The organism is Kluyvera sp. 1366 (assembly GCF_054823405.1).
Genome location: NZ_JBTRDW010000012.1, coordinates 27217 through 52158, shown reverse-complemented (window position 1 = coordinate 52158; position 24942 = coordinate 27217). Strand labels below are relative to the sequence as shown.

At 53.0% G+C, this 24942-nt stretch carries 28 protein-coding genes; 18 read left to right on the top strand and 10 right to left on the bottom strand.

Annotation, left to right across the window (positions count from 1 at the left end; genetic code table 11):
- Positions 1 to 777 carry a glycosyltransferase family 2 protein gene (locus ACVLVH_RS21905; protein WP_192415297.1) on the top strand — a complete coding sequence of 259 codons (777 nt, stop codon included), beginning with the start codon at positions 1 to 3 and terminating at the stop codon, positions 775 to 777.
- Complete coding sequence (gene coaD / locus ACVLVH_RS21900; RefSeq protein WP_192415295.1) at positions 774 to 1259, top strand: pantetheine-phosphate adenylyltransferase; 486 nt, start codon at positions 774 to 776, stop codon at positions 1257 to 1259. Before ACVLVH_RS21905 ends, coaD begins: the two co-directional genes overlap by 4 nt.
- A gap of 1 nt (position 1260) precedes the next feature.
- Here coaD and mutM read toward each other — a convergent pair whose 3' ends face one another.
- From mutM to radC, 4 genes are all read right to left on the bottom strand, one after another.
- Positions 1261 to 2070 carry a bifunctional DNA-formamidopyrimidine glycosylase/DNA-(apurinic or apyrimidinic site) lyase gene (mutM, locus tag ACVLVH_RS21895; protein ID WP_101760687.1) on the bottom strand — a complete coding sequence of 270 codons (810 nt, stop codon included), beginning with the start codon at positions 2068 to 2070 and terminating at the stop codon, positions 1261 to 1263.
- 69 nt (positions 2071 to 2139) lie between these two features.
- Entirely contained in the window at positions 2140 to 2307 is a 168-nt protein-coding gene (gene rpmG / locus ACVLVH_RS21890; RefSeq protein WP_001051798.1) for a 50S ribosomal protein L33, read from the bottom strand.
- 11 nt (positions 2308 to 2318) lie between these two features.
- Positions 2319 to 2555, bottom strand: a complete 237-nt coding sequence (gene rpmB / locus ACVLVH_RS21885; protein ID WP_007885297.1) for a 50S ribosomal protein L28 — start codon at positions 2553 to 2555, stop codon at positions 2319 to 2321.
- Positions 2556 to 2798: 243 nt separating this feature from the next.
- Entirely contained in the window at positions 2799 to 3455 is a 657-nt protein-coding gene (gene radC / locus ACVLVH_RS21880) for a RadC family protein (protein ID WP_101760688.1), read from the bottom strand.
- Positions 3456 to 3640: 185 nt separating this feature from the next.
- Between radC and coaBC the strand changes: the two genes are divergently transcribed.
- The 3 genes from coaBC (at position 3641) to slmA (ending at position 6010) form a co-directional block, all read left to right on the top strand.
- The gene (coaBC, locus tag ACVLVH_RS21875; RefSeq protein WP_192415293.1) at positions 3641 to 4861 is read left to right on the top strand and encodes a bifunctional phosphopantothenoylcysteine decarboxylase/phosphopantothenate--cysteine ligase CoaBC; all 1221 of its coding nucleotides are present in this window, start codon (positions 3641 to 3643) and stop codon (positions 4859 to 4861) included.
- Positions 4839 to 5297, top strand: a complete 459-nt coding sequence (dut, locus tag ACVLVH_RS21870; RefSeq protein WP_167391166.1) for a dUTP diphosphatase — start codon at positions 4839 to 4841, stop codon at positions 5295 to 5297. Before coaBC ends, dut begins: the two co-directional genes overlap by 23 nt.
- Positions 5298 to 5413: 116 nt before the next feature.
- Positions 5414 to 6010 carry a nucleoid occlusion factor SlmA gene (gene slmA / locus ACVLVH_RS21865; RefSeq protein ID WP_008109747.1) on the top strand — a complete coding sequence of 199 codons (597 nt, stop codon included), beginning with the start codon at positions 5414 to 5416 and terminating at the stop codon, positions 6008 to 6010.
- Between the two features lie 41 nt (positions 6011 to 6051).
- Here the strand turns inward: slmA and pyrE are convergent, their stop codons facing one another.
- Positions 6052 to 6693 (bottom strand): orotate phosphoribosyltransferase, encoded by a 642-nt coding sequence (pyrE, locus tag ACVLVH_RS21860; RefSeq protein WP_008109749.1) that lies wholly within the window; start codon positions 6691 to 6693, stop codon positions 6052 to 6054.
- A gap of 49 nt (positions 6694 to 6742) precedes the next feature.
- The gene (gene rph, locus ACVLVH_RS21855) at positions 6743 to 7459 is read right to left on the bottom strand and encodes a ribonuclease PH (RefSeq protein ID WP_101760691.1); all 717 of its coding nucleotides are present in this window, start codon (positions 7457 to 7459) and stop codon (positions 6743 to 6745) included.
- A 144-nt stretch (positions 7460 to 7603) separates the two neighbouring features.
- Between rph and ACVLVH_RS21850 the strand changes: the two genes are divergently transcribed.
- Entirely contained in the window at positions 7604 to 8788 is a 1185-nt protein-coding gene (locus ACVLVH_RS21850; RefSeq protein ID WP_137386922.1) for a NupC/NupG family nucleoside CNT transporter, read from the top strand.
- A gap of 31 nt (positions 8789 to 8819) precedes the next feature.
- On the opposite strand, the gene ACVLVH_RS21845 is transcribed toward ACVLVH_RS21850, so the two are convergent.
- Complete coding sequence (locus ACVLVH_RS21845; RefSeq protein ID WP_210081787.1) at positions 8820 to 9263, bottom strand: DUF3574 domain-containing protein; 444 nt, start codon at positions 9261 to 9263, stop codon at positions 8820 to 8822.
- A 156-nt stretch (positions 9264 to 9419) separates the two neighbouring features.
- On the opposite strand from ACVLVH_RS21845, the gene ACVLVH_RS21840 reads away from it, so the two are divergent.
- On the top strand, positions 9420 to 10283 hold the full coding sequence (locus ACVLVH_RS21840; RefSeq protein ID WP_280172222.1) for a YicC/YloC family endoribonuclease: 864 nt from the start codon (positions 9420 to 9422) through the stop codon (positions 10281 to 10283).
- A 60-nt stretch (positions 10284 to 10343) separates the two neighbouring features.
- On the opposite strand, the gene ACVLVH_RS21835 is transcribed toward ACVLVH_RS21840, so the two are convergent.
- Complete coding sequence (locus ACVLVH_RS21835; protein WP_312462328.1) at positions 10344 to 11273, bottom strand: DUF7916 family protein; 930 nt, start codon at positions 11271 to 11273, stop codon at positions 10344 to 10346.
- 773 nt (positions 11274 to 12046) lie between these two features.
- Between ACVLVH_RS21835 and ACVLVH_RS21830 the strand changes: the two genes are divergently transcribed.
- The 7 genes from ACVLVH_RS21830 to ACVLVH_RS21800 all read left to right on the top strand — a co-directional run bounded on the left by ACVLVH_RS21830 (position 12047) and on the right by ACVLVH_RS21800 (position 18245).
- Positions 12047 to 12265 (top strand): hypothetical protein, encoded by a 219-nt coding sequence (locus ACVLVH_RS21830; protein WP_312462329.1) that lies wholly within the window; start codon positions 12047 to 12049, stop codon positions 12263 to 12265.
- A 296-nt stretch (positions 12266 to 12561) separates the two neighbouring features.
- Positions 12562 to 13485, top strand: a complete 924-nt coding sequence (gene lpxP, locus ACVLVH_RS21825; protein WP_101760701.1) for a kdo(2)-lipid IV(A) palmitoleoyltransferase — start codon at positions 12562 to 12564, stop codon at positions 13483 to 13485.
- Between the two features lie 138 nt (positions 13486 to 13623).
- Positions 13624 to 15063, top strand: a complete 1440-nt coding sequence (locus ACVLVH_RS21820; RefSeq protein WP_192415288.1) for an efflux transporter outer membrane subunit — start codon at positions 13624 to 13626, stop codon at positions 15061 to 15063.
- A 112-nt stretch (positions 15064 to 15175) separates the two neighbouring features.
- Entirely contained in the window at positions 15176 to 16321 is a 1146-nt protein-coding gene (locus tag ACVLVH_RS21815; protein WP_370581471.1) for an alanine racemase, read from the top strand.
- Between the two features lie 106 nt (positions 16322 to 16427).
- The gene (locus ACVLVH_RS21810; protein WP_101760704.1) at positions 16428 to 16823 is read left to right on the top strand and encodes a polyketide cyclase; all 396 of its coding nucleotides are present in this window, start codon (positions 16428 to 16430) and stop codon (positions 16821 to 16823) included.
- Positions 16824 to 17259: 436 nt separating this feature from the next.
- A complete protein-coding gene (locus ACVLVH_RS21805) occupies positions 17260 to 17526 on the top strand; it encodes a hypothetical protein (protein WP_137386792.1) in 267 nt (88 codons plus the stop codon).
- 74 nt (positions 17527 to 17600) lie between these two features.
- On the top strand, positions 17601 to 18245 hold the full coding sequence (locus ACVLVH_RS21800) for an oligosaccharide flippase family protein (protein ID WP_192415287.1): 645 nt from the start codon (positions 17601 to 17603) through the stop codon (positions 18243 to 18245).
- 80 nt (positions 18246 to 18325) lie between these two features.
- Here the strand turns inward: ACVLVH_RS21800 and ACVLVH_RS21795 are convergent, their stop codons facing one another.
- Entirely contained in the window at positions 18326 to 19018 is a 693-nt protein-coding gene (locus tag ACVLVH_RS21795; RefSeq protein WP_192237015.1) for a response regulator transcription factor, read from the bottom strand.
- Between the two features lie 291 nt (positions 19019 to 19309).
- Here ACVLVH_RS21795 and ACVLVH_RS21790 point away from each other — a divergent pair, with 291 nt between their 5' ends.
- Positions 19310 to 19927, top strand: coding sequence for a trimeric intracellular cation channel family protein (locus ACVLVH_RS21790; RefSeq protein WP_008109765.1), 618 nt, complete (start codon positions 19310 to 19312; stop codon positions 19925 to 19927).
- On the opposite strand, the gene ligB is transcribed toward ACVLVH_RS21790, so the two are convergent.
- Positions 19841 to 21610: an NAD-dependent DNA ligase LigB gene (gene ligB, locus ACVLVH_RS21785; protein ID WP_192415285.1), complete on the bottom strand. Its 1770-nt coding sequence runs from the start codon at positions 21608 to 21610 to the stop codon at positions 19841 to 19843. The two genes, ACVLVH_RS21790 and ligB, sit on opposite strands and share 87 nt — an antisense overlap.
- A gap of 240 nt (positions 21611 to 21850) precedes the next feature.
- Here ligB and gmk point away from each other — a divergent pair, with 240 nt between their 5' ends.
- From gmk to spoT, 3 genes are read left to right on the top strand one after another with little or no spacing between them, the layout of a single operon-like run.
- Positions 21851 to 22474 (top strand): guanylate kinase, encoded by a 624-nt coding sequence (gmk, locus tag ACVLVH_RS21780; RefSeq protein WP_008109768.1) that lies wholly within the window; start codon positions 21851 to 21853, stop codon positions 22472 to 22474.
- A 57-nt stretch (positions 22475 to 22531) separates the two neighbouring features.
- Complete coding sequence (gene rpoZ, locus ACVLVH_RS21775) at positions 22532 to 22807, top strand: DNA-directed RNA polymerase subunit omega (RefSeq protein WP_007885265.1); 276 nt, start codon at positions 22532 to 22534, stop codon at positions 22805 to 22807.
- A 20-nt stretch (positions 22808 to 22827) separates the two neighbouring features.
- Positions 22828 to 24939, top strand: coding sequence for a bifunctional GTP diphosphokinase/guanosine-3',5'-bis pyrophosphate 3'-pyrophosphohydrolase (gene spoT, locus ACVLVH_RS21770; RefSeq protein ID WP_101760709.1), 2112 nt, complete (start codon positions 22828 to 22830; stop codon positions 24937 to 24939).
- Positions 24940 to 24942: the final 3 nt, after the last annotated feature.

The following is a 24942-nucleotide window of genomic DNA, read 5'->3' as shown; positions in this document are numbered from 1 at the left end:
ATGTCGCAACGCCAACGTCTCTCCGTGGTGATGATCGCCAAAAACGAAGCTGAACTGCTGCCGGAGGCGCTGGCTTCTGTCAGTTGGGCAGATGAGATTGTGGTGCTCGATTCCGGCAGCAGCGACAACACGATGCAGGTCGCTCGCGAACAGGGCGCGCAGGTTTTCCAGGCTGAAGGCTGGCAGGGGTTTGGCAAGCAGCGCCAGCGCGCGCAGGCCCATGCGCAAGGCGAGATGATTTTGATGATCGATGCCGACGAACGCGTTACACCCGAATTGCGTCGCGCTATCGAGCAGGTTCTCGCACAGCCTGCCTCGGACAATGTTTACAGCCTCGGTCGCAGCAACCTGTTTCTTGGCCGCTTTATGCGCCACAGCGGCTGGTATCCCGATCGCGTTATGCGCCTCTATCCGCGCAAGTTCAATTACAACGACAATCTGGTGCATGAATCACTGGAGACGCAGGGTGCGCCGGTAGTGAAGCTGGCGGGCGATCTGCAACATCTCACCTGTCGTGACCTGATTGCGTTTCAGCGTAAGCAGATGAACTATGCCGAAGCCTGGGCAAATGAGCGTTTCCAGCGCGGCAAACGCTGCGGCTTGTTCTCGATCTTTAGCCACACGCTCGGCGCATTTGTTAAAACCCTGCTGCTGCGCGCCGGTTTTCTCGATGGCAAGCAGGGCTGGATTCTGGCGGTGGTTAATGCGCAGTACACTTTCAACAAATACTCGGCGCTCTGGGCGCTGCATCACACCTCAACACAAGGTCGCGTATGAGTACGAAAGCGATTTATCCCGGCACCTTTGATCCCTTCACGTTGGGTCATCTGGATATTGTGACGCGTGCAGCGAAGATGTTTGACCACATCGTCGTGGCGATTGCCGCCAGCCCGAGTAAAAAGCCGCTGTTTAGTCTCGATGAGCGCGTGGATATGGCGCGTCAGGTGACGGCACATCTGCCGAATGTCGAAGTAATCGGGTTTAGCGACCTGATGGCGAACTTTGCCCAGGCGCAGAATGCCAATGTGCTGGTGCGTGGATTGCGTGCGGTATCGGATTTCGAATATGAGCTGCAGCTGGCGCAGATGAATCGTCATCTGTTGCCCACGCTGGAGAGCGTGTTTCTGATGCCGTCAGAAGGTTTCTCGTTCGTCTCTTCTTCGCTGGTCAAAGAAGTCGCGCGCCATGCCGGTGACGTGCAGGCATTTCTGCCTGCCGTTGTGCACAAGGCGTTACTGGCGCGACTGGCGCAGCCTTAACTCAGTGCTGGCAGCGTGGACACCAGAAGGTGCTGCGCTGACCATGTTTGCCGCTGACAATCGGCGTACCGCAGGCACGGCAAGGTTCGCCGGCGCGGCCATAAACCTGCAACTGCTGCGCGAAGTAGCCGGGTTTACCGTCCGTTTGCAGGAAATCTCGCAGCGTGGTGCCGCCCTGCTCAATCGAGCGTAACAACACCGCTTTGATGGTGTTAACCAGCAACTCGGCCTCTTCCTGACTCAAACTCATTGCCGAACGATCGGGCAAGATCCCGGCAGTAAACAGTGATTCGCTGGCGTAGATGTTTCCGACGCCCACCACCACTTTGTTATCCATCAGCCACTGTTTAATCACGGTGCGTTTGCCGCGTGACTTTTCAAACAGATAGGCACCATCAAATTCGCTGCTGAGCGGCTCCGGACCGAGATGCGCCAGCACGCTGCTGCCTGCGAGGTCATTGCTCCACAGCCAGGCGCCAAAGCGACGTGGATCGGTGTAGCGCAACACTTTGCCGTTGCTCATCACTAAATCGACATGGTCATGTTTGGCGGCCGGTTGTTCGCCGGGTAGCACGCGCAGACTGCCGGACATGCCGAGGTGAATGATGATCCAGCCATGCGGTAGTTCGAGCAGCAGATATTTAGCGCGACGCTGCACGCTCAATACGGGTTGGTCGCTCAACGCGTGGATTTCATGCGAGACCGGCCAGCGCAAACGTGGATTGCGCACCACCGCATGCAGAATCGTGGCACCCACCATGTGGGGTTCGATACCGCGACGACTGGTTTCTACCTCAGGTAATTCAGGCATCTCATCTCCTCAACGAATCGCAGAAACAAAAAACCCGGCCGAAGCCGGGTTTTTCACAGAACACTAAAATTACTTAATTTTAGCTTCTTTGTAGATCACGTGCTGACGTACAACCGGATCGAACTTTTTCAGTTCTAATTTCTCTGGTTTAGTACGTTTGTTCTTCGTGGTGGTATAGAAGTGACCTGTACCAGCAGAGGAAACCAGCTTGATCTTCTCACGAATACCTTTAGCCATGATTCAGTTCCTTAGTACTTCTCACCACGGGCGCGGATTTCGGTCAGAACCGTATCGATGCCCTTTTTATCAATAACACGCATACCTTTAGCAGATACACGCAGAGTAACGAAGCGCTTTTCGCTCTCAACCCAGAAACGGTGAGAGTGCAGGTTCGGCAGGAAACGGCGTTTCGTCGCGTTCATTGCGTGGGAACGGTTGTTACCCGTTACCGGACGCTTTCCAGTTACCTGGCAGACTCGTGACATTTCTATTCTCCAAAAATCAAATCAGCTCGAGCTTTAAAAACTAGGTTTTGGCCGCCTCGTCAGGCCTTAGCCCGCCCAGGCGAGTTCCATGTGAACCCGCTAAGCTGGCCCAAACGCCAAACCCGAGATTCTCAAAGGTGGCGTAGTATACGCCGCTCAGCCCGAGTGCTCAAGTCCCGAACAGATAAAGATCCCTCTGGATCGCGCAAAAATGCCCTATTTCTGTTCAGTTGAATCGATGAATTACAACCAACCGCGCTCGGCGAAAGAGGTAAACTCGCCGTGACCGATCACCAAATGATCAAGTAAACGGATATTGAGCAGCGCGCACGCTTGCCCGACTTTTCCGGTAATATCGCGGTCGGCGCGACTGGGTTCAGCGATTCCCGACGGATGATTGTGCGCCAGAATCACCGCCGCCGCGTTAAGTTTCAGCGCTTCGCGCACGATTTCGCGCGGGTGAACCTCCACGCTGGCAATCGAGCCGGAAAACATCTTCTGCGCCTGCAACACGCGGTGCTGATTATCGAGGAACAGCGCCATAAACACTTCGCGCTCCTGATGCGCCAGCACGCTTTGCAGGTAATGGCGCGTCACCTGCGGATTCTCCATCACGTTTTCCCGCGCCAGCTGGCTGGCAAAAAATCGCCTTCCCAGTTCCGCGATGGCATAAAGCTGCGTCATTTTGGCGCTGCCCACGCCTTTAATCTGCCCGAGTTCCTCTTTGCTGGCCGTCATAATGCGATAGAGCGAACCAAACTCGTTCAACATCTGATGCGCCAACAGCAGCACGCTGGTGCCGCTGATGCCGGTACGCAAAAAAATCGCCAGCAGCTCAGCATCACTCAACACTTCAGCGCCCATTAACATCAGTTTTTCCCGTGGTGCCAGTTCCGTCATGACCATCTCCTCCCTGCGATGCGGCGATTCTGCGCGTCAGCCACCGTCAGCGCCAGCACGCGCTGAACGATTTCAGAGCCAGCTCGCAAAGGCCGCAGGCAGTGAAAAGGCGCACTGTGGATTTTGTGATAAAGTTGCCTGCATCTGCCGCCCCTGACGCGGCAATTTGCTTTGAGGCGAACAACATGACGGGATTAGCTGGAAAGAAAATTCTGCTGGGCGTGAGCGGCGGCATTGCTGCATACAAAGCGCCGGAGCTGGTGCGTCGGCTGCGCGATCGCGGTGCTGATGTGCGCGTAATGATGACCGAAGCGGCCAGGGCCTTTATTACTCCGCTGAGCCTGCAGGCGGTTTCCGGTTATCCGGTATTTGATGATTTGCTCGACCCGGCAGCCGAAGCGGCGATGGGCCATATTGAACTGGCGAAATGGGCCGATTTAATTGTGCTGGCGCCGGCTACCGCCGATCTGATTGCCCGCGTCACTGCCGGCATGGCGAATGATTTGGTCACCACCGCGTGCCTGGCAAGCGCAGCGCCGGTTGCCATCGTCCCGGCCATGAATCAACAGATGTACCGCGCGGCGATCACGCAAGAGAACCTGCAGCGTCTGCAGCAGCGCGGCGTACTGATTTGGGGCCCCGACAGCGGCAGCCAGGCGTGCGGCGATGTGGGTCCCGGCCGCATGCTCGATCCGCTGGCGATTGTGGCGCACGCGCTGGAGTGGGCTGCGCCCGTCAACGATCTGCAACATCTCAGCATTATGATCACCGCCGGTCCAACCCGCGAAGCGCTGGACCCGGTGCGGTATATCAGCAATCACAGCTCGGGCAAGATGGGATTTGCGATTGCTGCGGCTGCGGCCAAACGCGGTGCGAAGGTGACATTGGTTACCGGCCCGGTGGCGCTGCCAACGCCAGTTGGCGTGCAACGCTTGGACGTCGACAGCGCGCTGGAGATGGAAGCGGCGGTGATGGCGCAAATCCAGCAACAACATATTTTCATTGCCAGCGCAGCCGTGGCAGACTACCGGGCGGCTAACATTGCCGCAGAGAAAATCAAAAAACAGGGTGGCGACGACAGCGTCACGCTGCAGTTGGTGAAGAACCCCGATATTGTCGCAGGCGTCGCGGCGCTGCAGGAAAATCGCCCTTATGTTGTGGGATTTGCTGCCGAAACCCAGAATGTGGAAGAATACGCGCGGCAAAAACGGGTGCGAAAAAACCTGGATCTGATTTGTGCGAACGATGTGGCGCAGGCGGGTCAGGGCTTCAATAGCGACACCAATGCTCTTCACCTTTTTTGGCAGGAAGGAGAAAAAGTCTTACCGCTCAGTGATAAGACGCTCCTTGGCCAACAATTACTAGACGAGATTGTCAGCCGTTATGATGAAAAAAATCGACGTTAAAATTCTTGATGCACGCGTGGGCAACGAATTCCCGCTGCCGACTTATGCAACCTCTGGTTCCGCAGGCCTCGATTTACGCGCCTGCCTGGATGATGCGCTTGAAATCACACCAGGCATGACCACGCTGGTTCCCACCGGTTTGGCGATTCACATTGCCGATCCTGCTCTTGCCGCCGTGATTCTGCCGCGCTCCGGTCTTGGCCATAAACATGGCATCGTGCTGGGTAATCTGGTCGGTTTAATCGACTCCGATTATCAGGGCCAACTGATGGTTTCCGTGTGGAACCGCGGTCAGGACAGCTTCACGCTGCAGCCAGGCGACCGTTTAGCACAGCTGGTCTTCGTGCCGGTCGTGCAGGCCGAATTTAACCTGGTGGAAGATTTTGACACCAGCGACCGCGGCGCAGGCGGCTTCGGTCACTCAGGCCGCCAGTAATACGCGACACTTTTCGCTTAGCCATCTTTTTATTTCTTGTCGCCACAGGCCGCTATGTCTGTGGCAGATGAGGCAGTATTGCCTGTTTTTGGTGAATTTCAGGGGTGTTGAAGGTCATGGCAGAAAAAAAAGTCGCGAAACGGAATCGTCGCGAAGAGATTTTGCAGGCGCTGGCGCAAATGCTGGAGTCGGGCGATGGCAGTCAGCGCATCACCACCGCGAAGCTGGCCGCTAATGTCGGCGTGTCGGAAGCGGCGCTTTATCGCCACTTTCCCAGCAAAACGCGCATGTTTGACAGCCTGATCGAGTTTATTGAAGACAGTCTGATTACCCGCATCAATCTGATCCTGAAAGATGAAAAAGAGACGCTGACGCGCCTGCGTTTAATCGTGCAGCTGATTCTGGGATTTGGTGAGCGTAATCCGGGGCTGACGCGTATTTTGACCGGCCACGCGCTGATGTTTGAACAGGATCGCCTGCAAGGGCGTATCAATCAGCTGTTTGAGCGTATTGAAGTGCAGCTGCGTCAGGTGATGCGCGAGAAGAAAATGCGTGATGGTGAAGGTTTCCAGAACGACGAAACGCTGCTGGCGAGCCAGTTACTGGCGTTTTGTGAAGGGCTGTTGTCGCGCTATGTGCGCTCCGAATTCCGCTTTCGTCCGACCGCAGATTTCGAGAGCCGCTGGCCGCTAATGGCGGCGCAGTTGGTTTAAAAGACCAGGTCGGCATAAATGCCGACCTCATTACCGAATAATTAAATCCCGTACTCTTTACGATACGCGCGCACTTTCGCCAGATGGTCAGCCATCTCCGGCTTCTCTTCCAGGTAATCAATCAGCTCAGCCAGGGTAATAATCGCCGTGACTTTGCACTTATAGTCACGTTCCACTTCCTGAATCGCCGAAATATCGCTGCGACCGCGTTCCTGACGATCTAGCGAAATCAACACGCCCGCCAATGTCGCATTATGCGCACTGATGATATCCATTGATTCACGAATCGCGGTACCGGCGGTGATCACATCATCCACCAGCATCACTTTGCCTTGCAGCGGGCTGCCCACCAGCAAACCGCCTTCGCCGTGATCTTTGGCTTCTTTGCGGTTGAAGCAGTAAGGCACGTCACGTTCATGATGATCGGCCAGCGCCACCGCGGTAGTGGTGGCAATTGGGATGCCTTTGTACGCCGGGCCAAACAGCAGATCGAAATCAACGCCGCCATCAACGAGCGCCTGCGCGTAGAAACGGCCTAACAGCGCCAAATCGCGACCGGTATTAAACAGACCGGCATTGAAGAAATAGGGGCTTTTACGTCCCGATTTCAGGGTGAACTCACCAAACTTCAGCACCCCTTTGTTCAGGGCGAATTCAATAAACTGACGCTGCCAGGCTTTCATTTCTCACTCCTCAAATAAAGAAAAGGCGACTCTATGGTCGCCTGTTACATCAATTAGTTAGCGCCGCTTTCTGCGCCTGAATCAACTGCTCAATGCCGCCTCGCGCCAGCGCCAGCAGCTGCAGTAACTCGTCGTGGCTGAAGGGCTCACCTTCTGCGGTGCCCTGCACTTCAATCATGCGGCCGTCTTCGGTCATCACCACGTTCATGTCAGTTTCTGCGGCGGAATCTTCCACATACTCCAGATCGCACAGCGCTTCACCGCCGACGATACCCACAGAAATCGCCGCCACCATACCTTTCAGCGGGCTGGCTTTCAGCTTGCCAGCCGCAACCAGCGCATTCAGCGCATCGGCCAGCGCCACGCAGGCACCGGTAATGGATGCAGTACGCGTACCGCCATCGGCCTGAATCACGTCGCAATCCAGCGTGATGGTGAATTCACCTAGCGCTTGCAAATCCACTGCTGCGCGCAGTGAACGGGCGATCAGACGTTGAATCTCCAGCGTACGTCCGCCCTGTTTGCCTTTGGCGGCTTCACGCGCCATGCGGCTGTGGGTCGAACGCGGCAGCATGCCGTATTCCGCGGTGATCCAGCCTTGACCTTTGCCTTTGAGGAAACGCGGCACGCTCTCTTCGACGGTTGCGGTGCACAGCACTTTGGTTTCGCCGAATTCAACAAGCACAGAGCCTTCTGCATGTTTGGTGTAGTGACGAGTGAGTGTGACGGGACGTGTTTCAGATGCACTACGGCCTGCTGGACGCATGGTTTCTCTCCGGCTTGCTTAGGTTTGGCTGCGCATTATACGGACTTCAGCTGCGGCTGTCCCGCCCGCGATCGCCACAATCCTGGATGAAATTCTGTGGTGGCTGTGGCTAAATGCGCGTTTCCTCCCTTAAAAAGATAAATGATGATCGCGATACTCCATTTCCTGCTGGCGCTGGTGGTGATTTTTGCCCTTGCGCTGTTGGTCAGCCACGACCGCAAACGCATTCGTCCTCGCTTTATTATTCAGCTGCTGATTGTCGAAGCCGCGCTGGGCTGGTTCTTCCTGCACTCGGCCGGCGGCCAATCGGTAGTCACTGCGGTGGGCGGCTTCTTTGAAACCTTATTAACCTACGCCGCGCAAGGGACCAACTTTGTCTTCGGCAATATGGCAGATCAGGGATTAGCCTTTATTTTCCTCGGCGTGCTCTGCCCGATTGTGTTTATTTCCGCACTGATCGGCATTTTGCAGCACTGGCGCATTCTGCCGCTGCTGATTCGCGCCGTTGGCACTCTGTTATCGAAAGTGAATGGCATGGGCAAGCTGGAGTCGTTTAACGCCGTCAGCACCTTGATTCTCGGCCAGTCGGAAAACTTCATTGCCTATAAAGGCATTCTCGCTGATATTTCCGCGCCACGCATGTACACCATGGCGGCGACGGCGATGTCGACGGTTTCGCTGTCGATTGTTGGCGCGTATATGTCGATGATTGATGCCAAATATGTGGTTGCGGCGCTGCTGCTCAATATGTTCAGCACCTTTATTATCCTGTCGATCATCAATCCCACCCGCCCGGAAAACGAAGAGCAGATTGCGCTGGATAAGCTGCATGAAGATCAGAGCTTCTTTGAGATGCTGGGCGAATACATTCTCGCTGGCTTTAAAGTGGCGATGATCATCATGGCGATGCTGATTGGCTTTATCGCGCTGATTGCGGCGATCAATGCGCTGTTTGCGGCAGTATTTGGTTACAGCTTCCAGCATTTACTCGGCTACGTTTTCTATCCGTTTGCATGGCTGGTTGGCATTCCCTCCGCCGATGCTTTGCAGGCGGCGAGTATTATGGCCACCAAACTGGTAGCTAATGAATTTGTCGCGATGATCGAGCTGAAGAAAGTGGCGGCTGAAATGACGCCACGCGGACTGGGGATTCTGTCAGTGTTCCTGGTTTCGTTCGCTAACTTCGCCTCAATCGGCATCGTTGCCGGTGCGATTAAAGGCCTGAACGAGAAACAGGGCAATGTGGTTTCCCGTTTTGGCTGGAAGCTGGTGTATGGCTCCACGCTGGTGAGCTTGCTGTCGGCCGCGTTCGCCGGGCTGTTTATCTGATAACGCATGGCGGCTGCATGGCCGCCATTTTTTAAAACGCCACGCACACCAGTGAATCAACCCGCATCACCGATTCCTGCTCGAAGCGCTGTTTATACACATCACGAAGTTTGTTGATGCTGTCAGAACTCGCCACATCCGGAGTGTGAATCAGCATCAATGCTTTGCTGTTTTCCCGCGCCAGCTTACCGTTCTCGCCCAGCCACTGACCTTTGGCGTCATATACCGATAAACCGTCTTTGAAACGCGGCGTCACATCGTTATCGACAAACTGCTGCCATTCGCTGCTGCTGACGATGCCACCTTTCGGTTTGTTCATGCCAAACCACAACGTTGTTTGCATCATCACGTCACCAGAACCGCATACCGCAACCGGCGCGGTGTTGGGCGGGATCTGATGCGTTTTCGTCGACGGAGCCTGACAGCCAGCGAGCAGTAAGGTTAATAAAGCAGGAAGAGCCAGAGAGCGGAACATCACTTCATCCTTTTAAGCGAACCAGCGCTAAGCATAAGTGTCTGTCGGTAAAAGAGGTAATTTTTTGTTATTCACGCTTAAGTGCGCTTATGCCTGTTAGCGTCGAGGCTGCCTCGCTATACTTCACCCAACATTTCTGAAAAAGAGAAGACGATTATGATCCGCAGTATGACCGCTTACGCCCGCCGCGAAGCCAAAGGCCACTGGGGCAGCGCCGCCTGGGAAATTCGTTCGGTTAACCAGCGCTATCTGGAAACCTATATCCGTCTGCCGGAGCAATTTCGTGGCCTGGAGCCGGTCATCCGCGAGCGCATCCGTAATCGCCTGACGCGCGGTAAAATCGAATGCAACCTGCGTTATGATGCCGATGCCAGCGCACAAGGCGAACTGCAGCTGAATGAATCACTGGCCAAACAGCTGGTGCAGGCCGCCAACTGGGTGAAGATGCAGAGTGATGAAGGCGCGATCAATCCGCTGGATATTCTGCGCTGGCCGGGCGTGATGTCCGCGCAAGAGCAGGATCTCGATGCCATCAACGCCGAACTGCTGGTGGCGCTGGATGGCGCGTTAGATGACTTTATCGAAGCGCGTGAAAGCGAAGGCACCGCGCTGAAAGCGATGATTGAACAGCGTCTGGAAGGCGTATCGCACGAAGTCAGCAAAGTGCGCGCGCAGATGCCAGATGTGATTAAATGGCAGCGCGAGCGTCTGGTCACCAAGCTGGAAGAAGCCGAAGTGCAGCTGGAAAATAATCGCCTGGAGCAAGAGCTGGTGATGATGGCGCAGCGCACCGATGTGTCGGAAGAGCTGGATCGCCTGGATGCGCACGTTAAAGAAACCTACAACATCCTGAAAAAGAAAGAAGCCGTTGGCCGCCGCCTCGACTTTATGATGCAGGAGTTCAACCGCGAGTCGAACACGCTGGCTTCAAAATCAATTAATGCCGAGATCACGACATCAGCGATTGAGCTGAAAGTGTTGATTGAACAGATGCGTGAGCAGATTCAGAACATCGAGTGATCACGCCCTCCATTAATAACGTCAAGTCCGTCATCCTACGGGCTTGACGATTAATGCGGGTTAGCGATTTATTGAGCGTGCCATGCGCGTGTAAGTATGTCGGATACCGCGAATGGCAATGCTGTAAGCCATGATATTTTCAGGCAATGCCATCCCGATGTAACCGGTGTCACCAATATGATGAAGATCTGCGCCCGCCATCTTACTCATTAACGCGATTTGACGAATGGTATTCACATCTGCCCCCTCTTGCGATGTCCCGATCGCGGTCATCGCCAAAGCGCCATGCGAATGAATACATTCAATCAGTGAGGCAACTTTCTGCTGACTCATACCCGGTAGTGTGCCGGGTGCAGGCACTAACACCACATCAACCCCTTGATGCACGAACTCAGCAATATCTTGCTCGGTGAGGATGTCGCTGCCACTCTCCTGAACAATGCCAGCACCATGCATCTTACCGGTGATAATGAGTGCGCTGTTACCAACCGCCTCGCGGATCATTTTCGCCGCTTTAGCCAGCGCACGATTGCTCACACCGTTATTAGGATTGCCCGTGAGAACCAAAATTTTGGCTCCCATTTGCACCAAACGGCAGGCGTTCTCCGCTGTTGCTGCGCGCCCTGGCACCATTTGTAATTCATCAAGATGCGTGGCATTAAAATCAGGATCTACCGCTTCAAGATTGACCCCAATAATACGCCCGGTCAGCCGGCATAATTCATGTAATATTTGTTCCGGCGCAATGTTTGCGGGCATGCCATGAATAACAGGGTTTTCACTGTCGAACATGTTAATCAATATAATATCAGCCCCCTGAGAGGCCGCCAATTCGGCGTTAGTAATATTATGCAGCAAGGGTGAAGTCATGCCGATAGTTTCGCTGACTACCACCCGCCCTTCGCTGGCACGCACAGCATATATCAACGCATCTTTATCCATCGGCAGCAGCTCGGAAGCTGAGCAATCCAGCAAACGTTTATGTGTCATAGAATTTATTCTCTTTGGTAATCATCAGATTAAGACCGGGAAATCTTTGCACAAAATAACATTCAGGCATTCAAAAGATATGTGCCCTGATCAACTCTTTATAAATCTCCCGCCGTAATAGGTAGCGAAAGCAATTCATGAAAAGATTATGATTATTATCAGGTAACGTAACAGAAGGTCTTAATCATTTTAAAATGATTGCATTTCTCTCGCTGTGTATAAGACATGTCTTTAATTTCAGAAAAAATCTATCTAAGTATCACAAGCACCTATCTTATTAACGCTTTTATAATAAAAAACGTTGTTTTTCTGTATATTACTGACGATATTAATATTTTACTTTTCCTATTAATTTATCGAGAAATCTGTCGCCCTTCACTTAGTGCACAAGCAGATGTGAAAGTGAAGTTTACTGATCCAGTCACTGTAGCCATACCAACTCTGATTAGTATGACCGGCACTGCATCCGCATAATGAAATTCTTTTTCAGTGGGTAGAAAATGGCGTTATTGCGCTGGAGGGAGCGGCTCTATTAATATGGGCATGCTTCAAGCCCGTCGTAACCGGTAGCCCTCATGCAAGGCGACGCGCCTATACGTTATGGATGATGATCTTGCCTAATGTGGCACATCTACTTTTGAGCATCCGCTCTAACAGTTAGCGCCACATGCTCTGGTATTAAGCGGTTTGCTGATTTTTCCCATGCTGAGCAACTTATTAATCCTTACGCCCAATGGGAGCGCTATCAGTTTGATGCAAACCTTCATCGTCTAATGACGTTCAACAGCACAAAAGATGTCGGGCAATTAATCCAATTCAAAGTGTGGGCTAGGGAATACCTGACAAAGCACCATGATGCCAATGTAACCTACTCACTGCTTAAAATTGCCATGTTGCAGGGAGACATGGAATGGCAACAGAGACTGCATCAGCGCGGTCATCAGCTTTTTCCTGAAGACAAACGCTTTAATCTTCCTGAGCAAAGTAAATAAAGCGTAAAGATTAGTGTGTCCTTATTAACAGACAGTTCTTAATCCACTACGTGATGGCTATTTTGACTTCTTTAGGACGAGTTTACCCTGCTGTTTTTAAAGGGAATGAATAAAAGGTGATAGAATGAGGCCGTTCTAACCATGAATGTGCTCAATCCTGAGGATTGCAGAGATTGGGTAACATTGACGGCACTTTTTGCTAAAGTGCTGGTCGTAATCAATACAGTTGTACCGCTCCAGGAACTCAGGGACCCTTTTTCTTCGTGCGATACATTTTTCCCCGACATGAAGGCGTTATGACGAAATCCAGGCAGTTCCGTTCCAAACTTCTGCATCCCCGTTATTGGTTTACCTGGTTTGGGCTAGGTGTGCTGTGGCTGCTGGTGCAACTTCCTTACCCCATTCTGATCCGGCTTGGTGCTGGCGCTGGCAAATTGTCGCGTCACTTCCTGAAGCGCCGCGAACGCATCACCCGTCGCAATATCGAGCTGTGCTTCCCCAATATTAAGGAAGAGAAAATCGAGGCGATGATCGCCGGCAACTTCGAATCGCTAGGAATGGCGCTGGCAGAAACCGGCATTGCCTGGTTCTGGTCTGATGCACGCGTGCGTCGTTACTTCGAAGTGCATGGTCTGGAAAACCTGCAGCACGCACAAAGCCACCAGCGTGGTGTGATGGTCATCGGTGTGCACTTTATGTCGCTGGAACTGGGCGGCCGCATTACCGGTTTATGCCAGCCAATGATGGCGATGTATCGTCCGCACAATAATCAGGCGATGGAGTGGGCACAAACCAAGGGTCGCATGCGTTCGAATAAAGCGATGATCGATCGTCGCGATTTGCGCGGCATGGTGCAGGCGCTAAAAAAAGGCGAAGCGGTCTGGTTCGCACCGGATCAGGATTACGGCCCCAAAGGCAGCGTGTTTGCTCCGCTGTTTGCGGTGAAACAAGCGGCGACCACCAACGGCACCTATGTTTTGTCTCGTCTGGCAAAACCGGCAATGCTGACCATCGTATTGATTCGTAACCAGGATAAGAGCGGTTATCAGCTGATTATTCAGCCTGAACTGGAAAATTATCCGTATGAAGATGAAGCCGCTGCCGCTGCTTACATGAATCGCGTGATTGAGAATGAAATTCTGCGCGCGCCCGACCAATATCTGTGGCTGCATCGTCGCTTCAAAACCCGTCCGCCGGGTGAAGCGTCTCTCTATATCTAATCTCTTGATGCAGCAGGTTTTCACCTGCTGCTCATTTTCTCTGCTCACATTTGACAACTATTCTTAACGAAAAACAGGTTTGTCAAAATCTGCCCCGCCTCTTGTAATGGTCGCCTTCTCCCCTCTTTGACCAGAACCATGACACAGCACTTTCACTGCAAATTTATCGCGCTGGCCGTTGCCACTGCGCTGCTGGCCAGTTGTGCCAATCCACAAGGCTTACACCCCAAAAACACGCTGCTTGATGCTAACGCTCTGCAAGCCAGTCAATCCCTGAAAAACGCGCATTTCAGCGCCGCGAATTGGCCAAAAAGCGCATGGTGGCAAGGTTTTAACGATGCTCAACTCAATCGAATGATTGATGATGCGATGGCATCCAGCCCGGATTTGCAGGTAGTCAACGCGCAAGCGGATAAAGCCAATGCACAAGTGATTGCCGCCGATGCCGAACGCTATCCGGTTGTCGATCTCAACGCGGGCATTACGCGCTCGCGTGTGGCAAAAGTGGATGATCCGCTGCTGGAGGGGAAAAGCTATAGCACGCTGCGCACCGCTAACGTTGGCTTGAGCTACACCTTCGATTTATGGGGCGGCAAAAAAGATGCCGCTGAAGCCGCATTGGGGCAAGCACGTGCCAGCGAGTTGGATCGTCAGGCCAGTCAGTTAACGCTGGCCGCGAACGTGACGCGAGCGTGGAACAACCTTAATCTCGCCTGGAATAATGCCGAACTGGCGCAGCAGAATGCCGGGCGTGCGGCGGGTATCGCCAAAATTCAGCAGCAATATGTCAGCGCTGGCCTCACTTCCGATTACCAATATAAGCAGGCGCTGTCGCAGCAGAAAACCGCGCGAGCCGAATTGACGCAAGCTCAACAGCAAGTCACCGATGCCGGTATTCAGCTTTCAACGCTGATAGGTAAAGGCCCAGATTACTGGCACCAGCTAAAACCGGCGCAAATGAATGTGCCGGTCGCCGCCATGCTGCCAAACGCCATTCCGGCCGAACTGCTGGGTCGTCGTCCGGATGTGGTGGCCGCGCGCTGGCGCGTTGAAGCGGCATCAAAACAGATCGCCGCCAGCAAAACCGAGTTCTATCCCAACATCAATTTGGTGGCCGAAGCCGGCACCAAATCACTGCTCGGCGATGCCTTGTTTGGTGCGCCAAGCCGCTTCTTTAATGTGGGACCGAGTTTGTCATTGCCGATCTTTGACGCGGGCAAACGTCGCGCCGATTTAGCAGAGAGCGACGCCGATTACGATCTGGCGGTAGCGCAGTACAACAAATTGCTGATTAGTTCACTGGGTAATATCAGCGACACCATTACTCAGTTGCAGTCGATTCAGGATCAGCTGGCGCAACAGGAAAGCGCCAACCAGCTGATTCACAGCGCGTGGGATGATTTGCATCGTGAATACGCAGCGGGCCTGCGTCCTTATCTTGATGTGCTGACAATCCAAAATCAGCTGATCGAATCCGACCAGAAACTGGTGGCGCTGAAGGCGCAGCAGATTAACCTTGCGGTGGTTTTGATAGAAGATTTGGGCGGCGGATTCCAGAGCTCCAACTCTAAAGTTTAAAAAGTCACCATCCATGGCGGCCCTGCGCAGGAATGTGCCGATTTTGTCGGCTGGCATTCTGCCGTGCATTGATGAATCATAGTCCGCACTGTGTAATCACCTGCGGACTATTATGATGGAACAGAATATTGAGGCTGGCTGGTTGCGGCCTCTGATTGCCGACCGACTCACACCTTACCTCGAAATTGATGCAGCGCGCCTGCAACGCAACCTGCAACAGATGCAGCAAAAAGCCGATGCCGCTGGCGTCACGCTACGTCCTCATATCAAAACCCATAAAAGCGTCTGGATTGCTGAGCAGCAGCGAAAGCTCGGCGCGCGCGGCATTACCGTATCTAAACCGAGTGAAGGCATCGCCTTCATTCTCGGTGGCGAACGCGATCTGCTGCTGGCTTACCCCGTAGTGCATGCCGAAACGCTGAAAGAACTTTTGGCGGTGGCCGTACAACATCAGGCGCGCATTACCTGCATTGCGGATTGCACGCATGGCGTGGCGGCAATAGCGGCTGCACATCAGCGCCAGCCCGATTGCCAGCTGGCGTTAGCCATCAAAGTGGATGTGGGATTACATCGCATCGGTGTTGATCCGCACGGCGATGCCGCCGTTACGCTGGCGCAGCAGATACAGGGTGCGGGCCTCACGTTTGCCGGGCTGGTTTCTCATGCCGGTCACGCTTATGGCGCAGGCAACGCCGCAGCGATTGCCGACGTTGCTCTGCAGGAAATCACATTGATGCGTGATCTGCAGCAGCGCCTGATTGCCGCTGGTTTTGCGCACTGCCCGATTTCAGTCGGTTCAACGCCAACGGCATTGGCGGCACCCGTCGCGCAGGGAAGCAATGAAATCCGCCCCGGCAATTATGCGCTGCTCGATCTCACCGCATGGCGTTTAGGTCTTTGCACGCCAGAGGCGTTGGCGCTGAGCGTGGTAACGCGCGTGGTAGCGGTCAATCCGCACTTCGCCATTATTGATGCCGGTTCCAAAATGCTTAGCTCTGATAAAGGGCCGCACGGCACCAATGCCAGCGGATTTGGTATCGCCGTCGATGAGCAAGGCAATCATTATGAAGTGATGAAGCTGTCGGAGGAGCATGGTTTCCTGCAATATGCTGAACAGGCACCCACCGTTGGCGCGCTGCTGCGCATCTTCCCTAACCACAGCTGCGCGGTGGTTGCGCAGTCCGATCGCTTCGTGCTGCGCCATGCTGATGATACGGGTGAAGAGCAGGCTATTCAGGGACGCGGCAAGTTTATCTGATTACAGCGTTTTCACGGAAACCGCTGCTGACCCACACTTCCATGACCGGGCCGTTTGCAGCCCGGTATCAGCGTGCTTTAATGGCTGTATCACATCAGGAGGTCCCATGCTGCCATCTCAGACCGTCACACTAACGGTTCCACGCAACTGGTTAGATTTGTATGAAACCATCTGGAAACCGGAATGCTTTGCCAAATGGGCTAGCGGACTCAGCGCCAGTACGCTGACGCAGGAAGGGAACAGCTGGAAAGCCAAAGGTCCCGAGGGAACGGTAAAGATTCGCTTTACCCCACACAATCCCTTTGGCGTGATGGATCACTGGATTGATACCGGAACGGGTAAAGAGATTTATATGCCGATGCGGGTAATTGCCAATGAGCAAGGTGCGGAAGTGGTGATGGTGGTTTATCGTCAAGCATTCATGTCTGACGAGAAGTTTGCCGAGGATGTTGCATGGGTAAAACGCGACCTGGAACAGCTTCTTCATCTGTTAACTCATTAGAATCAATGGATTATGCAGAGATCGCTTCTTTAACGCATGCTGGAATCAATCAATAAAAATCGCTTACTTTTTTGCTCAGTAGCGTTTAACTGTTTTGCTCAAACCTTCACGTATTTATCTGTTAAACACCAGTCTGGCTTAAGCATTCTCAACAGGAAAATTCCTGGTGAGGATGTGCAGAAAAATGCTGAGTGCCTCTGATTTATCAAAGTTTTTTCTGTATTTCTTTATCGCCGATTCATTCAACCGTATGGAATGAAGAAAAGCACTAATAAATAGTAAATCATTCGCCTTATATATTCTGATGCAAATTCTGAAACCATTTATTCCTGCGGTCTATTTATAGGAGTTTTCTGATGGTGTTAAATTAATTAAAACACGGTATAACTCATTTCACACACAGCAGTAACCATAATAACAACAGCAGGGAAATAACATGGATCGCTCAACCTATCCTTTGTTATCAGAAAAAGAATTTGTTGAGATTGCCAGCCGGATGCTGGCCGGGGAATATATAAACTCAAAGGGATTTTATAATGATCTTACGGATTTCCTCCGCACAGGAGGAGATACCATTAAGACAACAACATCATTAAGCGCCAGGGTCATCTTAATAAATTCAGAACATCATTTAATTGAACGCATTTTTACGTGGCAAAACCTGAAAGGTATATCAGGGCTGCGTCAGGATGCGCTGCATTGATGTAAGCTGTGCTTTGGCCTGTGGCCAGAGTAAACCCTTAATTGCACTGGTACATGTACCATAATGAGCAGAATATGGCGATAAGAGAAAAAAATCTGACCAACGCTAAATGGTCAATTTTGTCATCGATTAAAATCGTCGGCATTGGTGTTTTACAACTTTCACTTCTGGCACAAATACTCCAGGCAAACGAGTTAAATTTACTCGCCATTGCTATTGTAATGTTATTGATTATTGACACACTGGCCGATCGCGGATTTGGCAATGCCATTATCAGAACTAAAAACCTGAACAATAGCGATCTCTCAATATTATATTGGGGGAATGTATTATGCGGACTCGCTATTTTTGCCGCGCTGTTTATTGGTAGCGATATTTCTAGTCGAATGATGAATCAACCCGAAATGGCAATAATGCTGGAAATGATTTCGGTCATCTTCATTATTATTCCGCAGGGACAACATTATCGCGCCATATTACAGCGGGAAAACCAATTTTCGCACATCGCTTTTGCGGAAACATCTTCTGTACTGGTGGGATTAAGCGTCACACTGTTTACCGTGTGGCTGACACCTTCAGTGCTGTGCGCCATCTGGGGCTACCTCGCCATGGTATCCATCAGAATGCTGATCTACTGCTACTACGGTCGCTCCTGGTTCCAGCCAGAATACCGCTTTAGCCTGAAAAGTTTCGCTAACGTGCGAGCAAGAAACGGATAATAAAAACAAGTCTGTATGGTGGGCTCTGGGCATCTGAAAAGATGCGTTCGCGTGCTGGTCGCCAGCACGCTTTTTTCTTTTTAGGCTTCCAGTAACTCTTCCAGTGACTGAAAACTGAGTTCACTTAACTTGCCGTTACGCTGCAAGCGCAGCCAACTCACTATCATGCGTAACTCATCAATCACCATGTAGAGATCGGCCATATCATTCTTGCTTTTGACCTGCAGTCGCGCCAGTGCATTGAGTTTGTGTGCATTCACTGTTTTGTGACTGATGCCTAAGCGAATGCCGATGTGCTCTATGCTGTAACCCCACGCCATCATCAGTAATACCCTTAATTGCCTGTCTGGCAAAAGAATATCCGCACCTTCAACTAACTGAATTTGGGCATTAGTGTTGATGCTGGTGAGAAGACGGCTGGAAAGTATCTGACGAGAGGATTTTAAGTCCAACACCGTCAGCGAAGGCAGGTAACGACTGAGCGCATGCATCAGCGGTAACAAACGCCGCGTCAGCACCACGATTTGCATCGTGGGAAACTGCTGCTGTAAGGCGTAAAGCACTTTTAAGGTGCCGGTTAGCGGCATATTTTCATGAAAGATACACACCAGCAAACGCGGTTTCATCTTTTCGCACTTCGCCATGACCGTGCTGAGAGACCATAGCTCATGCAGCTGAAACGCAACAGGTAACGAGGACAAAAGACTCTCAAGCCCCAGCGCCGCCAGTTTGTCAGAGGAGAAAAAGAGAATGTCTTCGTTACGAGTTTTCATGCCTGTCCAATAGTTGCTACGCGTGATGCCTGAGAGCGGAAATCCTGCTTCAATTGCCAGTAATCACGTACGACACAAACTGGCTAGAACTTAAGAAGAGAAGATCTGCCCCTCTTCGCATCATTTATACTTATGCGAAAAGGTCAATAACTGCAGATTTATCCCGCCTGCTAAGCCTGTTAGCATGCACGCCATCAAAAAGCCTAATCCGATAACGCTTTATTTAGAAAATCTCAGTGGTCTACACTCTGAGAAATCTTTAGCCTTGCCGCCAATTTACTGGAGTGCTCTATGTTGTTAACCGTTCTCTATATTATTGGTATTACAGCCGAAGCCATGACCGGCGCGCTGGCGGCAGGACGTCGTAAAATGGACCTGTTTGGCGTGATCATCATCGCCTCGGTCACCGCCATTGGCGGCGGTTCGGTGCGTGACATTTTGCTGGGCCACTATCCGCTCAGTTGGGTTAAAAACCCGGAGTACATCATGATCGTGGCTGCGGCTGCGGTTGTGACCACCTTTGTTGCACCGCTAATGACGCACCTGCGCAAAGTGTTTCTGGTGCTGGATGCGCTGGGTTTAGTGGTGTTCTCGATTATTGGCGCCCAGGTTGCACTGGATAGCGGGCACGCCTCCATCATTGCTGCCATCGCCGCCGTGATCACTGGCGTATTCGGCGGAGTGCTGCGCGATATGTTCTGCAACCGCATTCCGCTGGTGTTCCAGAAAGAGCTGTATGCCGGTATCGCTTTTGCCTCGGGCTGGATGTATATCCTGTTGTTGAAAACGCCGCTGGCGCATGAAGCGGTGGTGATCATCACGCTACTGTTCGGCTTCTTCGCCCGCTTGCTGGCGCTGCGTTTCCGCCTCGGTTTGCCGATCTTCAACTATCCCCATCCTGAACATTGAATCAGTTGCAGGAATCTCCTGCTGCTGCAGAAAGTGAATCAACTGCTGCAGGTGCGCATCCTGCAGCATCATCACAATCCGTTGTGCTAACACGCTACCGATACCGGGCAGTTGCTGCCAGCTTTCCGCCGTTCGCGCCAGCAACTGCGACCACTGCGCATCCGGTAAAGCCTGTAACGCTGCACGCGGCAACGGCAAGCCAAGCGCACTCACCCAGCGTCGCAGCGGCTGCTCACGCGTCAGGTTAAAGCGGTGCCAGATAAGTTGCGCGCGAGCCGGCGTGATGCCATTAGCCTGCGCAATCTGATCCGGCGTCAGTGTCAGCCAGGAAAAGAGATGGCTGATAGCGCCGCTATCCAGTAGGCGCTGCCAGCTGCTGCGCTGAACACCCGCAATATCGAGTACCGACTTCTGGCTGAGCCAGCTAAGGCGAGATAAAAACTGCGCCCGGCAGTCGGCGCTAAAGTGCAGACAGGTTAAGCCGTGGAATTCACCCTCCTGTGGCGACGCTGGATAATCGCGCTGCGCCACACGCCAAATCACGCGCTCCAGTCGCGGAATGCCTAATCCCGCCAGCGTGAGCGTCACCTCATCACCCGCGATCACATCCAGTTCCCGCCAGCGTCGCAGGGAACCAATGTTTACCCGGCGTACCGTTTTGTCCTCCAGTTGTACCGGTATCAGATTTAGCACCACAGCGATCTTGCCCGTGCGGCCCACATTGAAATCCACTGACAGCACTTCGCTGCTGACTTCTGCTGGTTGATACTTCCATGCCGCTGACCAACTGCCCTGGCCGGGCTGCCAGTCGCGCCCTGCGCTGACAGGTGATTGATGGATTACCACGCCGTCGGTGACAAACGGCAGCGATTCGCGGAACCAGCGATCGCGCCATACCGCGACTTCCTCTTCATTACTCACCTGACGGCTCCAGCTCTGCGCCAGCCCAAATCCCCATTGTGTGAGCTGCGCCAGACGATCGGGCATTGAATTGGGTCCATCCGGCCACGCCCAGATAAATACGCCAAGGCGCTCAAGCAGCGGGCTGGTGTCGTGGCGCATCATCGCTCCCGCCACCTGAGCGCGCGCGTTCTTGCCGCCGTCACGCGCCTGTTGATGATCGGTCATTTGCAGAAACAGCTCACCTTGCAGCACCACTTCCTCACGCAAGGTATCCAGCCGCTGCGGGATGGAGGGAATATGTGCGGATTTGGCCAGCCACTCTTCGCCACGCAAACCATCGCCGCGGCTGATCAATGAGGCCAACTTACCCTGTCGATATACTAAAGTAACGGCGACGCCATCGACTTTCGGCTGCAGCCATAGCGCAGATTTGTCCTGCATCCAGTACGCCACTGCCAGCTTATCGCGCAGTTTGCGCACGCCGGTATGCGCCACCGGATGATGCGTACTGCCATCGGTGGTGAGTTGTGCATCGTAGGTGGCGTGCGCCGGAGTGAAACAGCGCTGCCACTGCTGTAATCGCAGTTGCAGGCTGTCGTAATCGGCATCGGTCACCAGATTTGTGCCCTGCCGGTAATACGCGTCATCCCACTGTCGTAGCTGGGTTTGCAGCTGTGTGATTTCCTGCCCCGCGCGCACCGGCGACCAATTCGGGCAGAGCGCTTCGGCCCAGCAACCCATACTGAATAAGCAACACAATAGACTCAGGCATCCTTTCATCTTCGCTCTCCTTTTTCGCTATTGGAGCGCGCAGCGCAGGCCTTTACCAGCCATGAAGATTGTGCGCTGGATGCTGATTCCAGAGATTAAATTGCTGTTGCAGCCTGCTACATCAGCCTCTGGCGCGGCTTCACAGAAAAAAGAATTGCCTCAGCCAAGCGGCAAACGCTGCGTGACCACCCCAAGCCGTGTATACTGTGCAGGAAATCGACTCCGCTCTTTACTCAATTCAAGATAACCATGGCTCAAGGCACGCTTTATATAGTTTCCGCCCCCAGCGGCGCGGGTAAATCCAGCCTGATTCAGGCGCTGTTAAAGACACAACCGCTGTACGATACGCAGGTGTCTATTTCTCATACCACCCGTGGCGTGCGTCCCGGTGAAGCTCATGGTGAGCACTACTTTTTCGTCTCTAAGTCCGAATTCGAGACCATGATTGCAACAGACGACTTCCTCGAACATGCGGAAGTGTTTGGCAATTATTACGGTACGTCACGCGCTGCGATTGAGCAGGTGCTGGCGACCGGCGTGGACGTCTTCCTGGATATCGACTGGCAAGGTGCGCAGCAAATTCGCCAGAAAATGCCGGCCGCTCGCAGCATCTTTGTGCTGCCGCCTTCTACCGAAGAGTTGGATCGTCGCCTGCGTGGCCGCGGTCAGGACAGCGAAGAGGTGATTGCCCGTCGTATGCAACAGGCCGTGGCGGAAATGAGCCACTACGCCGAATATGACTATTTAATTGTTAATGATGATTTCGATCTGGCGCTGTCAGATCTGAAAACCATTATTCGCGCAGAACGTCTGCGTATGGGTCGCCAAAAATCGCGACATGATGCTTTAATCAGCAAACTATTGGCAGTCTGAATTCACTTTCAGTATTATGCCCAGTCATTTCTTCATCATCTGTGGAGTAGCACACCTATGGCACGCGTAACCGTTCAGGACGCAGTAGAGAAAGTTGGTAACCGTTTTGACCTGGTGTTGGTCGCTGCACGTCGTGCACGTCAGATGCAGGTAGGCGGTAAAGATGCGCTGGTTCCGGAAGAGAACGATAAGCCAACCGTTATCGCCCTGCGCGAAATCGAAGAAGGTTTGATCACTACCCAGATTCTGGATGTCCGTGATCGTCAGGAACAGCATGAGCAGGAAGCCGCTGAGTTACAAGCCGTTACCGCTATCGCTGAAGGTCGTCGTTAACAGCACTTCGCAGGTCGCCCTTGTATCTGTTTGAAAGCCTCAATCAACTGATTGAAAAATACTTGCCTGAGGAGCAAATTAAGCGCCTCAAGCAAGCTTATCTAGTCGCGCGTGATGCCCACGAGGGTCAAACACGCTCCAGCGGCGAGCCTTATATCACCCATCCTGTTGCTGTAGCCTGCATTCTGGCCGAGATGAAACTCGACCACGAAACGCTAATGGCGGCGCTGCTGCATGATGTGATCGAAGATACGCCCGCCACTTACCAGGATATGGAACAGCTGTTTGGTAAAAGCGTTGCCGAACTGGTAGAAGGTGTATCCAAGCTCGATAAGCTGAAGTTCCGCGACAAGAAAGAAGCGCAGGCTGAAAACTTCCGCAAAATGATCATGGCGATGGTGCAGGATATCCGCGTCATCTTGATCAAACTGGCTGACCGCACGCACAACATGCGCACGCTCGGCGCGTTACGTCCGGATAAAAAACGTCGTATCGCGCTGGAAACGCTGGAGATTTACAGTCCTCTGGCGCACCGCCTTGGTATTCATCACCTGAAAACAGAACTGGAAGAGCTCGGCTTTGAAGCGCTCTACCCGAACCGTTTCCGCGTGATTAAAGAGGTGGTGAAAGCGGCGCGCGGTAACCGTAAAGAGATGATTCAGAAGATCCTTGCTGAAATCGACGGTCGCTTACAGGAAGCAGGTATTCCCTGCCGCGTAAGTGGACGCGAAAAACATCTTTACTCGATCTACCGCAAAATGCACCTGAAAGAGCAGCGTTTTCACTCGATCATGGATATCTATGCCTTCCGCGTCATCGTGAAAGATCTGGATACCTGTTATCGCGTGCTCGGACAGATGCATAGCTTGTACAAACCGCGTCCCGGACGCGTAAAAGATTACATCGCCATTCCCAAGGCCAACGGCTATCAATCGCTGCATACTTCAATGATCGGCCCACACGGCGTACCGGTTGAAGTGCAGATCCGTACTGAAGATATGGATCAGATGGCAGAAATGGGTGTGGCAGCACACTGGGCGTATAAAGAGAGCGGCGAAGTCAGCGGTACTACCGCGCAGATTCGTGCTCAGCGCTGGTTACAAAGCCTGCTGGAGCTGCAACAAAGCGCCGGTAGCTCATTTGAATTTATCGAAAGCGTGAAATCCGATCTCTTCCCGGATGAGATCTACGTGTTCACGCCGGAAGGCCGCATCGTCGAATTGCCGGCTGGCGCCACGCCGGTCGATTTCGCCTATGCGGTGCATACCGATATCGGTCATGCCTGCGTCGGCGCACGCGTCGATCGCCAGCCTTACCCGCTGTCACAATCGCTGACCAGCGGTCAAACCATTGAAATCATCACCGCGCCGGGCGCTCGTCCGAACGCTGCCTGGCTCAATTTCGTCGTCAGCTCGAAAGCGCGCGCCAAAATCCGTCAGCTGCTGAAAAACCTCAAACGTGAAGACTCCGTCAACCTGGGTCGTCGTCTGTTGAGCCACGCGCTCGGCGGCAGCAAGAAGCTGGCAGAGATTCCGGTTGAGAACATTCAGCACGAACTTGAGCGCATGAAGCTGACCGCCATCGATGATTTGCTGGCAGAAATCGGCCTGGGCAACGCCATGAGCGTGGTGGTGGCAAAGAACTTGCTGCAGTCAGGCAGTGAAGAGCCGCAGAGCAACAGCAAACGCAAAAAGCTGCCGATCAAAGGCGCGGATGGCGTGCTGATTACCTTTGCCAAATGCTGCCGTCCAATTCCTGGTGACCCGATTGTGGCGCACGTTAGTCCCGGCAAAGGTTTGGTGGTGCATCACGAATCCTGCCGTAACATCCGTGGCTACCAAAAAGAGCCTGAAAAGTTCATGCCGGTTGAGTGGGATAAAGTGACCGACCAGGAATTTGTCGCAGAGATTAAAGTCGACATGTTCAATCATCAGGGCGCACTGGCGAATCTGACCGCTGCAATCAACACTGCCAGTTCCAATATTCAGAGCCTGAATACCGAAGAGCGTGATGGTCGCGTGTATAGCGCCTTTATCCGCCTCACCGCGAACGATCGCGTCCATCTGGCGAATATTATGCGCAAAATTCGCGTAATGCCGGACGTGATCAAAGTTCACCGCAACCGTAACTAGCCC